The following is an 11926-nucleotide window of genomic DNA, read 5'->3' as shown; positions in this document are numbered from 1 at the left end:
GCCGGTCAAACCGTAAGGAATTCCTTGGTATAGCGTTCGCGCAGGGTGCGCTTGTCGACCTTCTCGGTGCCGAGACGTGGGAGCGGTTCCGTCACTTCCCAGAAACGCACCGGGATCTTGAATGGCGCGATGTGCGCCTTGAGGAATTCGCGCAGTTCCTCCTCGGTGGCCGAGCAGTCCTCCTTCGCAAGGTAAACGGCGGCGGGCACTTCGCCGAACTTCTCGTCGGGCAGGCCGAACACACTGGCCTCGGCGATGCAGGGGTGAGCGTAGATCGCGCTTTCCACCTCGATGCACGAGATATTCTCGCCACCGCGAATGATGATGTCCTTCTTGCGGTCGACGATAAACAGGTAGCCTTCCGGATCGAGGTAACCGAGGTCGCCAGTACGGAAGTAGCCATCGGGCATGATCGCTTCGCGTGTGGCCTTCTCGTTGTCCCAATAGCCGAGGAAATTGCAGATCGAGCGGATCGATACCTCGCCAACCTGGCCTTGCGGCAGCGGCTTGCCATCATCGTCGAGGATGGCGAGATCGACCAGCGGGCGCGAGGCCGTGCCGGTGCTGCCGGGCTTGGCGAGGTAGTTCTCGTTCAGGTTGCCGCAGCCGACGCCATTGGTCTCGGTCAGGCCATAGCCCAGCAACGGGAAGGCATGGGGCAGTGCCTTGCGGATGCGGTCGACGTGCTCGACCGGGCGCGGCGCGCCACCGGCGGCGAACGAGACGCAGGTCGAAAGATCGTACTTGTCGCGGTCCGGATGGGTGGCGATCTCGAAGCTCATCAGCGGTACGCCGACGAAGTAGGTCACCTTCTCGCGCTCGATCAGGCGCATTGCCTCCACTGCGTCCCACTTGGGCATCAGTACCAGCTTGCGACCCAGCGCGAAGGACTGGAGGAACACCGGCACTTCGCCGGTCACATGGAACAGCGGCACGTTTACCAGCGTTACCGGCTGCGAACCTTCTGCCGGGCCTTCGCCCCGCGCCGTCAGGATCGCCAGCATCGCCGCCGACTGGCAGACGTAGTTCATCGTGCCCTGCACGACACCGCGGTGATCGGAATAGGCGCCCTTGGCCATGCCGGTGGAGCCCGAGGTGAACAGCACCGTGGCCAGATCGTCTCCGGTAAGGTCGGGCAGGATGGTTTCCATTCCGCCACCGTTTGCGAGCAGCGCGGCAAGGCCCTCTTCGTAAGGGCAATCGTGGCCCATCGGCAGGAGCTGCGCGCCGTGCGCGTGACCTTCGAGCCGGGCGGCACGCGCAGCGTCGGCAATGACGAAGCGGCACTTCACCAGATCGATGCCGTGGGCCAGTTCCTCGCCCTGCCACCAGCCGTTGAGCAGGGTGGCGCAACCGCCTGCCATCAGCACGCCCATGTAGGCGATGACCCAGTTGGCCGAATTGCGTGCCGCCAGCCCGACGCGTTCGCCCTTCTGCAGCTTCAGCCCTTCGACCAGACCACCCGCGACATGGCGCGCCGCCTTGTAGACATCGGCAAAGCTCAGGCGGGTGTCACCATCGACGATGAAGGTCTTCTCACCCTGCGTCGCGCAGAAGTAGGCAAAGTAGGCCGGCAGGTGCGGCGGTGCGGCGGCGATCATCGGCAACTGCTGCCCGAACCGCTCGATGGGGACGGTGTGGAACATGCCACCTTCGGCAGTGAGCGCGCCAAAGGCGCTGTCCATGGCGAGGTCCAGCTCGGTCTTCATGTTACCCTTTCGTCTCCTCACCCTGACGCTGTCTTGTTTCGCGCCTTTTTCGGGTTTGCCTGCAACCTTTTCCCTGTGCCAATACGTTACCTCATCGGGCGCGTTTGACAGCACGAAAACGGGCCAACCAAAACATTCTGTCCTGAAAGTTCTAGGGAGTTCATCTCTTGCTGTCACTAGTGTCAACAGCAACCGCGCTTGCCGTAGCGTCGGCATCCGCAACTGCCGGACATGCGCCGATTCGCTGGGAGGATCTGGGCGTCGGGCCGATCGCGCTCGATCTCGGGTTCTTTGCGCTCAAATGGTATTCGCTGGCCTATCTTGCCGGGATCGTTCTGGGCTACTGGCACCTTTTGAAGATGCTGCGTCAGCCCGGTGCGCCGATGGCGCAGCGCCATGCCGACGACCTGTTCTTCTATGCAACGCTCGGCATCATCCTGGGCGGGCGGCTGGGCTATGCGATCTTCTATGCCCCCGAACTGCTGACGCATCCGGAGAACCTGATCAAGCTGTGGGAAGGCGGGATGAGCTTCCACGGCGGGTTGATCGGCACTGTGCTGGCGATCGCCTGGGTATCCTGGCGCGGCAAGCTCAACTTCGTGCGAGTGTGCGACTACATCTCGGTCTGCGTGCCGTTTGGCCTGCTGTTCGGCCGTCTGGCAAACTTCGCCAATGGCGAACTGTGGGGCCGCGAGGCCGGTCCCGGCGTGCCTTGGGCGATGGTTTTCCCCGGCGGCGGACCGGTCGCCCGTCACCCCAGCCAGCTCTACGAGGCCATCCTGGAAGGACTCGTGCTGGCGATCGTCCTGCTTGTGCTGTTCTGGAAGACCAGGGCACGCTGGCGGCCCGGCCTGCTCGTCGGCACCTTCACGCTGGGCTATGCCCTGTCGCGCTTCACCGTCGAGTTCTTCCGCGAGCCCGATGCCCAGCTGCTGGACCTTGCCATGCAGAGCGGCCTTTCGATGGGGCAGTGGCTGACCGTCCCGATGATGGCCGTGGGTCTGTTCTTCCTGCTGCGCGGCTTGATGCGCCAACCCGTGGCAACGGGCGGAGCGCTTCCGGCGTGAGTGCATCGCTGCTGGAGACCTTCGCCCGCCTGATCGCCAATACCGGTCCGATCAGCGTGGCGCACTACATGGCAGAATCCAACGCGCGCTATTACTCCAGCCGCGATCCTTTCGGAACGGCGGGCGATTTCATCACCGCGCCCGAAATCAGCCAGATGTTCGGCGAACTGATCGGCCTGTGGATGGCCGACATCTGGATTCGCGCCGGGCGGCCCGAGCCGATTCACTATGTCGAGCTTGGGCCGGGGCGCGGCACGCTGGCACGCGATGCGCTGGGCGCGGCGCGCCGCTATGGCCTGACGCCCCGCGTGCATTTCGTGGAGACGAGCACCGCGCTCAAGGCGCTGCAGCTCGAACTCCATCCCGCAGCCTTCTGGCATGCCGACCTGTCGACCTTGCCGACCGACGGCCCCCTGCTGATCATTGCCAACGAGTTCCTCGATGCGCTGCCGGTGCGTCAGCTTGTGCGCACGCCGGCTGGCTGGCGCGAACGCATGGTCGGCATTGCCGACGGGCGCCTGATCCCGGTCGCAGGGACGGCGCCGATGGATGCCGCCGTGCCGCAGGGGCGGCATGAAGCACCGGAAGGCACGATTCTCGAAACATCCCCGGCTTCGACAGCGGTCGTCTACGAAGTGGCGGGCAGGCTGGCCGGGCAGGGCGGCGCCGCGCTGTTCATCGACTATGGCCATGCCGAACCCCGCACCGGCTCCTCGCTCCAGGCGGTGCGCGCGCATCGCAAGGTCGATGTCTTTTCCAATCCGGGCGACGCGGACCTGACCGCGCATGTCGATTTTTCGGCACTGGCTCCGATCGCGCTGTCGCGCGGAGTGCAATGGCTCGGCACGGTCGAACAGGGGCGCTGGCTGCGCGCGCTGGGGATCGATGCGCGGGCAGACGCGCTGGCGGCCTATGCGCCGCCCCATGCCGAGGCAATCCAGGCCGCGCGCGAACGGTTGACTGGCGAAGGGCAGATGGGTGTCCTGTTCAAGGTCATGGGACTCGCAGGGCCGCATTGGCCACAGGGCGCCGGATTCGCCTGAGGCGCCAACCGCGCCCCACCCATTGTCGCAAGCTTGAAATCGCCCGGAAATACAGGGCCTGATAAGGGCTGTTTCCCGCACCAAAATGCCTGTTGGCAAAGCCGTGGCTTTGCGTCTATCAGGCGCGCCAAGTGGGGGCCGGGGCCGTGCATTTGCGCGTGCCCGGTTCCCGTGCGGTTCCGGTGTTCATGTGGTTAGCCCCATGGGCAATTTCCAGAGCCGTTCCAAAGGGGCAAGTTGGACCGTGCGCGATCCGCGTGCGCGGCGGCAGCAGGCAGGGAATTTCAATGGCTGAACAGGCAAGCATCGACACTTCGGCACAGGCCGAAGAAGGCGTGCGCCGGCGCGATTTCATCAATATCGCGGCGGTGAGTTTTGCGGGGGTTGGCGGCGCTGCCGTGCTGGTCCCGCTGGTAAGTCAGATGGCGCCGTCGGCGGACGTCCTGGCGCAGAGCTCGACCGAAATAGACATTTCGGCGATCCAGCCGGGCCAGGCGATCAAGGCGGTGTTCCGCAAGCAGCCGGTGTTCATCCGCAACCTGACGCCGGAAGAAGTCTCTGCCGCCGACAAGGTGGATGCATCCTCGCTGCGCGATCCGCAGACGCTGGAAGAGCGCACCAAGGAAGGCAAGACCAACTGGCTCATCACCATGGGCGTCTGCACCCACCTCGGCTGCGTGCCGCTGGGCGCGGGCGAAGGTGAAGTGAAGGGCGAGTTTGGCGGCTATTTCTGCCCGTGCCACGGTTCGCACTATGATACCGCCGCACGCATCCGCAAGGGTCCGGCACCGAAGAACCTCGAGGTGCCCGAATATGCATTCATCTCCGACACTGTCGTGAAGATCGGCTGAGGACAGGCAACATGAGCTTTCCCTGGGCAAACGAATACAAGCCGGCCAATGGCCTGACGCAGTGGCTTGACGAGAAGCTGCCGCTGCCCCGCTTCGTCTACAACGCAGTCGGCGCTGGTTATCCGGTTCCGCGCAACCTGAACTACATGTGGAACTTCGGCGTTCTCGCCGGCTTCTGCCTCGTGCTTCAGATCGTGACCGGCGTCATCCTCGCGATGCACTATGCCGCGAACGCTGGCGTTGCCTTCGACAGCGTCGAGCACATCATGCGCGACGTGAACTGGGGCTGGATGCTGCGCTACGCGCACGCCAACGGCGCTTCGGCGTTCTTCGTCGTCGTCTATCTCCACATCTTCCGCGGCTTCTTCTACTCCTCGTACAAGGCCCCGCGCGAGATGATCTGGCTGCTCGGCGTCGTCATCTTCCTGCTGATGATGGCAACGGCGTTCATGGGCTACGTGCTGCCCTGGGGCCAGATGTCGTTCTGGGGTGCCAAGGTCATCACCGGCCTGTTCGGCGCGATCCCGGTCGTCGGCGAACCGCTGCAGGTGTGGCTGCTGGGCGGCTATGCGCCCGACAACGCTGCGCTCAACCGCTTCTTCAGCCTGCACTTCCTGCTGCCCTTCGTGATCGCGGGTGTCATCATCCTGCACATCTGGGCGTTGCACATCCCCGGCTCGTCGAACCCGACCGGCGTCGAAGTGAAGAGCGAAAGCGACACCGTTCCGTTCCACCCGTACTACACGGCGAAGGACGGCTTCGGTCTGGGCGTGTTCCTGCTGATCTACTGCGCTGTGCTGTTCTTCGCACCGAACGCGCTGGGTCACCCGGACAACTACATCCCGGCAAACCCGCTTTCGACGCCTGCGCACATCGTTCCGGAATGGTACTTCTGGCCGTTCTACGCGATCCTGCGCGCCTTCACCTATGACTTCTTCTTCATTCCGGCGAAGCTCATGGGCGTGCTGGCGATGTTCGGCGCGATCCTGGTGTGGTTCTTCCTGCCCTGGCTGGATACCTCGCCGGTGCGTTCGGGCCACTACCGTCCGCTGTTCCGCAAGTTCTTCTGGTTCGGCCTGATCCCGACCATGGCCGTGCTGTTCTACTGCGGTGGCGCTCCGGCCGAAGAGCCCTACGTGATGCTCAGCCAGCTGGCATCGCTGTACTACTTCGCGCACTTCCTCATCATCCTGCCGATCGTCTCGTCGATCGAGAAGCCGGAACCGCTTCCGTTCTCGATCACCGAAGCCGTGCTCGGCAAGGATGAGAGCGCAGTGCTCAACGCCAACCCCGCGGCCGCCTGAGCCGGTACGAAGCGCAAGAGAAAGAGAACCCCATGGTCCGTCTTTTTGGCCCCCTAGTCGGCCTCTTCTTCGCCGTCGCACTGCTCTGGTCGTTCGGCAATGGCGCCTACTCGGCGATCTCGGAACCCGCTGCCCCCACGGCAGAGCACGAGTTCCACCTGCACCCCAAGGACGTGAAGTTCGCGTCCGACGGTGCCTTCGGCAAGTTCGACAAGCAGCAGCTGCAGCGCGGCTTCCAGGTCTACAAGGAAGTCTGCGCCACCTGTCACTCGCTCAAGCACGTCGCCTTCCGTGACCTCGCCGCCCTCGGCTACTCGGAAGCCGAAGTGAAGGCGATCGCCAAGGAGTGGGGCACCAAGCAGCCCACCTTCGACGCGAAGACCGGTGAGCGCGCAGAGCGTGACAACATCCCGTCGGACTACTTCCCGACCGTGTACTACGCCGGCCAGGGCAGCCCGCCGGATCTGTCGCTGATCACCAAGGCCCGTCACAACGGTGGCGCCTACGTCGCCTCGCTGCTGACCGGTTATCAGGAACAGCCTGCCGAGCTGCTCAAGAAGTTCCCGGATGCCAAGACTCCGGATGGACTGTACTACAACCCGTACTTTGCCAACCTGAACCTCTCGATGCCAGCGCCGCTGACCGGCGAGGGTCAGGTGACCTATTCGGATGGCACCAAGGCAACCGTCGACCAGATGGCTCAGGACGTCTCGGCCTTCCTGATCTGGTCCGCCGAACCCAAGCTGGACAAGCGCAAGCAGACCGGCTGGGCCGTCCTTGGCTTCCTGCTGGTCGCCACGGTTCTGGCATACCTTGCCAAGAAGAACGTCTGGGCCGACAAGAAGGGCGAATAAGCCTTTTAAGGCCTAACAGGCGAAACGAACGAGGCCACCGGAAACGGTGGCCTTTTTCGTGTGTCAGTCGGGCGTGCCATCGATCCTCAGCTCGCTCGCCCGCCGGAACAGTTCCAGCACCAGCGGATCGCTCTCGGTGTTGCGGATGGCCACTTCGAAGCGGATCTTGCGGGCGGGAGGCGGCAGAACCTCGGCCAGTATGCCCGCCTCCAGCAGTGGCCGCACCATCGGCTCGGGCAGCACTGCCGCGCCGCCGCCGCCGGTAACGATATCGATCAACGTGCGCACGTTGTTGCAGGTGCCGATCGAGCGCGGCGTGACGCGGTTGGCTTCGAGCGTCTCCATCGTCACGCCGTGCAGCGGCGAGAGATCCGGAATCGACCACACCGGCAAGGCATTGGCAAAGCCGCCCGCCGCTGCCGTCCGCGCGCTCGCTGCCCAGACGAGACCGACTGAACCGATAGGCGTGGTCCGAATGCCCGGGCTCGCAACGGGCCCGGCGAGAAAGGCCAGATCTATTGTCCCGCCAAGCAGTTGCTGGAACATGCGCGCGGTCAGGTCCAGCTCCAGTTCCAGCGTCACCCCAGGCAGGTCTCGCTCGATTGCATGGACGAAGCCCGGCAGGCACGATGCTGCGGCAATCTCGCCTGAACCGATCCGCACGACACCGCTGGCGCCCTCGAAGCCGGACGCCGTCAGCAGCGCCTTTTCGAACCCTGCCCACAGCGGCTCGCACTCCTGCACCAGCCGCCGCCCGCGCGCGGTCAACACCATGTTGCGCCCCTCCCGGCGGAAGATCGCGATGCCCAACTGCTCCTCGATCTCGCGCACGCGGGCGGATATGGCGGGCTGCGTGGTGTTCAGCCTTTCGGCCGCAGCGCGAAAGGTGCCAAGCCGCGCGATCCACAGCAGCGTTTCCAGGTGGTAGATCGCAATCCGTTTCATTGATCAGAGACTGTTATCGATTGTGATAAAAAACAATCGCTCTTTTCAATTTGTATCCTGTGCTAGCACCTCAGGCGAAAAGGAGAGTCTGCCGATGTCGAAGAAGCTCTATGCCGATGCCACTGCTGCGCTCGATGGCCTGTTGCGCGATGGCCTGCTGATTGCTTGCGGCGGTTTCGGTCTTTGCGGCATTCCAGAGCGCTTGCTCGATGCCGTGCGCGATTCGGGCGTCAAGGACCTCACCTTCGCCTCGAACAATGCCGGAATCGACAACGAGGGCATCGGCAAGCTGCTGCGCACGCGGCAGGTCAGGAAGATGATCTCCAGCTATGTCGGCGAGAACAAGGAGTTCGAACGGCAGTACCTCTCGGGCGAACTCGAAGTCGAATTCTGCCCCCAAGGCACTCTGGCAGAGCGCATGCGCGCTGGCGGCGCCGGCATTCCCGGCTTCTACACCAAGACCGGCGTCGGCACGCTCGTTGCCGAGGGCAAGGAAACCAAGATTTTTGACGGACAGGAATATGTCCTCGAACGCGGCATTTTCGCCGACATCGCGCTGGTCAAGGCGTGGAAGGCAGACGAGACTGGCAACGTCGTGTTCCGCAAGACTGCACGCAACTTCAACGTGCCCGCTGCCACCTGCGGCAAGGTCTGCGTGGTCGAGGTCGAGGAAGTCGTGCCCGCAGGCTCGCTTGACCCGGACAGCATTCACCTTCCCGGCGTCTATGTGCAGCGCATGATCGTCGGCGCGCCTTACGACAAGAAGATCGAGTTCCGCACCGTGCGCGAGCGGGAGGCCGCGTGATCCGTCGCGCGCTGCCCCTGCTGGCGGCGCTGGCGGCAACGCAGCTTTCGGGCTGCGTCGCTGCCGCCATCGCGCCGCTGGCAGCAACCGGTGCGCTGGGGGCCAAGGCTGCCAAGGGAAAGGGCGGCGGCGAAGCCTCTGCCACGACGCCACGCCCCGAAGTCTCGATTGGCCAAGGGGTTTCCGCTGTTCCGCCGCTGCTGGCTCCGGCCGTTGCCGAGGCCGAGCCTGCCCCACCAATTCCGGTTCAGCCCCCTGCTGCTCAGCCCGCAGGGATGGCAGGCGCTCTGGCCGACAGCGCAGATCCCTATGCGGCGATGGCCGCCTATGTGCTGGCACAGGCGGAGGCCGGCAGGACTGGCAAGGTCCGCAAATCGGCGTTGCTCGACCAGCGCAGTCTGGTCGAGGTTCCCCGGATGCGAGCCTGCGCCGACCAGCGCAGCGCCGTGCTGATCGATCTCGATCCCGGCACGGGCACCTTCGATCTGGACGATCCGCCTGCGCCGGAACCAGGGCTTGCCAATCATCTCCGGCGCATTCGCGGCACCGGTACGGCAGTGGTCTGGGTCGCCTCATTGCCGCAGACGCAGTCCAAGCGGCTTGGCACGACGCTCAAGGCGACCGGGTTGGACCCGCTCGGCATCGACAAGGTGATGCTCCTCTCAGGAGCCGAAACGCGCAAGCAGCAACTGCTTGACCGAGCCGACGCGGAGTGGTGCGTCCTGGCCATCGTGGGTGATCGCAAGGCCGATTTCGACGAGGTTTTCGATTATCTGCGCAATCCCGACGGTCCGGTCGGCATCGCGCTCGAACAATTCATCGGCGCAGGCTGGTTCCTGGCGCCGCCCCCCATCAAGTGATCCGACACGAAAGAGCTTAGACCGATGACCACGCATGACGGGCTGAAGACCGGCTGGACCCGCGACGAGATGGCAGCGCGCGCAGCGCGCGAACTGCAGGACGGATTCTACGTGAACCTCGGCATCGGCATCCCGACGCTGGTGGCCAACCACGTGCCAGCCGGCATGACCGTGACCTTGCAGTCCGAAAACGGCATGCTCGGCATCGGCCCCTTCCCCTACGCGGGGGAAGAGGACGCCGACCTGATCAACGCCGGCAAGCAGACCATCAGCGAGCTGCCGCACTCGGCCTATTTCGACAGTGCGCAGTCCTTCGCGATGATCCGCGGCGGCAAGATCGACCTGACCGTGCTGGGTGCGATGGAAGTGGCCGAAAATGGCGACATCGCCAACTGGATGATCCCGGGCAAGATGATCAAGGGCATGGGCGGCGCGATGGATCTCGTCGCAGGCGTCAAGAAGATCATCGTGGTCATGGAACACTGCGCCAAGAACGGCGACCCCAAGTTCATCCCCGCCTGCACCCTGCCACTTACCGGCAAGGGCGTGGTCGACATGATCGTCACCGACCTTGCGGTTTTCCACCGGCCCGACCACAATTCCCCATTCAAGCTGATCGAATGCGCGCCGGGCGTATCGGCCGAGGAGGTCCGCGCCCGCACGACGGCGCATTACGTCGAATGACAAGAGGAGTGTCCCGGTGAGCTATGTCCTGATCACGGCGAACCGGAATTATTCGAGCTGGTCATTGCGACCATGGGTGCTGATGAAGGCGCTCGGCATTGCCTTCACCGATCGGGTCGAGCCTTTCACCAAGCCCTCAAACTACGATGAGTTTCGTGCCTTCTCGCCTACCGGGCAGGTGCCGGTCCTGCTCGATGGCGCGCGGACCGTGTGGGATTCGCTGGGCATCGCGCTCTACCTGGCCGAGCGGCACGACGGCGTCTGGCCCGCCGATGAAGCGGCGCGCGCCTTCGCCATTTGCGCCGTGGCCGAAATGCACGGCGGCTTCTCGGCGCTGCGCAACGACTGCACGATGAATGTCGGGGTGCGGGTCACGCCTCGCCCGATGCGGCCTGCCCTCGTGCGTGACGTGGCGCGGGTGCGCGAGATCTTCGAGGAAGGGCTGGAGCGCTTTGGCGGCCCATGGCTCGCCGGCTCCGCCTTCACCGCGCTGGATGCCTTCTTCGCCCCCGTCGCCTTTCGCATCCGCACCTATGGCCTCGATGTCGGGCAAGGACAGGCCTGGGTCGATCACATGCTCGACCACCCGGCAATGCGGCAGTGGGAAGCGGAGGCACTGGACGAAGCGTGGCGCGAGGAAGGCCACGAGGCCGAGCTGGCCGAATGTGGCGAGATCATCGCGGACTATCGCAGGGCCTGACAGGCCACAGCTACCTTCCCACGAGTCAATTGCGCAAAAAGAAAGGCCGGTCCGAAGACCAGCCTTGGAAAGTTTGGGAGAGGATGCCTGAAAGGCCTCTCCTATGTGCGATTCCGAGCCCGATTCTGCAAGTGCGAAGGACGGATTTGCAGTTGCATGGCATGCAACTCAGTCGGCGACAATCCATCTCACCGTGTTGACGTGATAGCTGGGCACAGCGGTGCCCGACCGGTCCCTCGCAGGCTCGAAGCGGGCGCGCTTCATCAGCAGCTCGCACGTGAGCTCCTTGAACTCGGGCGATTGGGTGGCGACCTGAATCCGGCAGAGCGTCGGCGTCCCGCTTGCGTCGATCATCAGCCTGAAGCTGACGAGGGCCTGCTCGTTCTTGCGCAGCGCCTTCTTCGGATAGTCGGACGACTTCAGCCATTTGCTTGGAGACGTCAGAGGAGCAGGAAGGCTGGCGAGATTCTGTTGCTGGACCGGATCAAGCCCCCACAGCTTGACGAGATCCGCGGTGCAGGTCCTCATTCCAGCCAGTGCCGAAGTCATCGTTCCCAGTCTGAAGGTCAGGTCCTCCGACTTTCTCCTGATCCGCAACTCGCGAATTTTCGCAACTTCGGCTGCAGTCGCAGGCGGATGGGCCCCTTCAGAATCGCGGTTGAGCAAGTCGAGCGGCCCGAGCACCACGACCGGCTCGCCCGCCGTATTCGTGCCTCGCATCAGACCCACCTGCTTCTGCAGAGCCAGCTCCGGGCCGAAACCCATGTCGGCATCGCTGCCGGTCTTTCCCAGCCGCTCCGTGCCCTTCCCTGCCAAGGTTATGTGGTAGACGTCGCCCGGCGCGAACTGGTCGAGCATGACCATGATCTTGTCGCCCTCGGCACCGAACTCCCGGCCGAGGCGGCAGCTGTCATCGGCATAGTGCACGATCCATGCAGTGCGAGAGGACAGCATTTCGGGCGTGGAGGCGAGCAGCGGCCGCGGGATCGCTGCCATCGCGAAGATGGCGGCATACGTGCCCAGCGTCCGGGAAGTCTTGTTCATGTACATTAGCTTAGTCACGAACAAGAGAAACAGAAAGCCCCGCTCTCGCAAGTGGGGCTA

12 protein-coding genes are annotated in these 11926 nt (G+C 64.0%); 9 read left to right on the top strand and 3 right to left on the bottom strand.

The window, feature by feature from the left end:
• Positions 1-5: 5 nt before the first annotated feature.
• Entirely contained in the window at positions 6-1709 is a 1704-nt protein-coding gene (locus AC1Q5P_RS15970; protein WP_492519471.1) for a class I adenylate-forming enzyme family protein, read from the bottom strand.
• 179 nt (positions 1710-1888) lie between these two features.
• Here AC1Q5P_RS15970 and lgt point away from each other — a divergent pair, with 179 nt between their 5' ends.
• The 5 genes from lgt to AC1Q5P_RS15945 all read left to right on the top strand — a co-directional run bounded on the left by lgt (position 1889) and on the right by AC1Q5P_RS15945 (position 6828).
• Entirely contained in the window at positions 1889-2776 is an 888-nt protein-coding gene (gene lgt / locus AC1Q5P_RS15965; RefSeq protein WP_427468026.1) for a prolipoprotein diacylglyceryl transferase, read from the top strand.
• Positions 2773-3819 carry a class I SAM-dependent methyltransferase gene (locus AC1Q5P_RS15960; protein ID WP_492519470.1) on the top strand — a complete coding sequence of 349 codons (1047 nt, stop codon included), beginning with the start codon at positions 2773-2775 and terminating at the stop codon, positions 3817-3819. Before lgt ends, AC1Q5P_RS15960 begins: the two co-directional genes overlap by 4 nt.
• 287 nt (positions 3820-4106) lie before the next feature.
• Positions 4107-4670 (top strand): ubiquinol-cytochrome c reductase iron-sulfur subunit, encoded by a 564-nt coding sequence (gene petA, locus AC1Q5P_RS15955; RefSeq protein ID WP_039337156.1) that lies wholly within the window; start codon positions 4107-4109, stop codon positions 4668-4670.
• An 11-nt stretch (positions 4671-4681) separates the two neighbouring features.
• Positions 4682-5974, top strand: coding sequence for a cytochrome b (locus tag AC1Q5P_RS15950; RefSeq protein WP_193827535.1), 1293 nt, complete (start codon positions 4682-4684; stop codon positions 5972-5974).
• Between the two features lie 32 nt (positions 5975-6006).
• The gene (locus tag AC1Q5P_RS15945; protein ID WP_492519469.1) at positions 6007-6828 is read left to right on the top strand and encodes a cytochrome c1; all 822 of its coding nucleotides are present in this window, start codon (positions 6007-6009) and stop codon (positions 6826-6828) included.
• Positions 6829-6891: 63 nt separating this feature from the next.
• Here AC1Q5P_RS15945 and AC1Q5P_RS15940 read toward each other — a convergent pair whose 3' ends face one another.
• Positions 6892-7773, bottom strand: a complete 882-nt coding sequence (locus AC1Q5P_RS15940) for a LysR family transcriptional regulator (RefSeq protein WP_492519468.1) — start codon at positions 7771-7773, stop codon at positions 6892-6894.
• A gap of 94 nt (positions 7774-7867) precedes the next feature.
• Between AC1Q5P_RS15940 and AC1Q5P_RS15935 the strand changes: the two genes are divergently transcribed.
• From AC1Q5P_RS15935 to AC1Q5P_RS15920, 4 genes are read left to right on the top strand one after another with little or no spacing between them, the layout of a single operon-like run.
• Complete coding sequence (locus tag AC1Q5P_RS15935) at positions 7868-8578, top strand: CoA transferase subunit A (RefSeq protein ID WP_039337164.1); 711 nt, start codon at positions 7868-7870, stop codon at positions 8576-8578.
• Positions 8575-9438, top strand: a complete 864-nt coding sequence (locus tag AC1Q5P_RS15930) for a hypothetical protein (RefSeq protein ID WP_039337166.1) — start codon at positions 8575-8577, stop codon at positions 9436-9438. The genes AC1Q5P_RS15935 and AC1Q5P_RS15930 overlap by 4 nt, the downstream gene beginning before the upstream one ends.
• Positions 9439-9462: 24 nt before the next feature.
• Positions 9463-10122 carry a CoA transferase subunit B gene (locus tag AC1Q5P_RS15925; protein WP_492519467.1) on the top strand — a complete coding sequence of 220 codons (660 nt, stop codon included), beginning with the start codon at positions 9463-9465 and terminating at the stop codon, positions 10120-10122.
• A gap of 16 nt (positions 10123-10138) precedes the next feature.
• Positions 10139-10822, top strand: a complete 684-nt coding sequence (locus AC1Q5P_RS15920; RefSeq protein ID WP_062347572.1) for a glutathione S-transferase family protein — start codon at positions 10139-10141, stop codon at positions 10820-10822.
• 168 nt (positions 10823-10990) lie between these two features.
• Here the strand turns inward: AC1Q5P_RS15920 and AC1Q5P_RS15915 are convergent, their stop codons facing one another.
• Complete coding sequence (locus tag AC1Q5P_RS15915; protein WP_492519466.1) at positions 10991-11866, bottom strand: energy transducer TonB; 876 nt, start codon at positions 11864-11866, stop codon at positions 10991-10993.
• Positions 11867-11926: the final 60 nt, after the last annotated feature.

Source organism: Novosphingobium sp. GW835-FHT14H07 (assembly GCF_058793515.1).
This window is presented reverse-complemented; position numbering and strand designations above follow the sequence as displayed.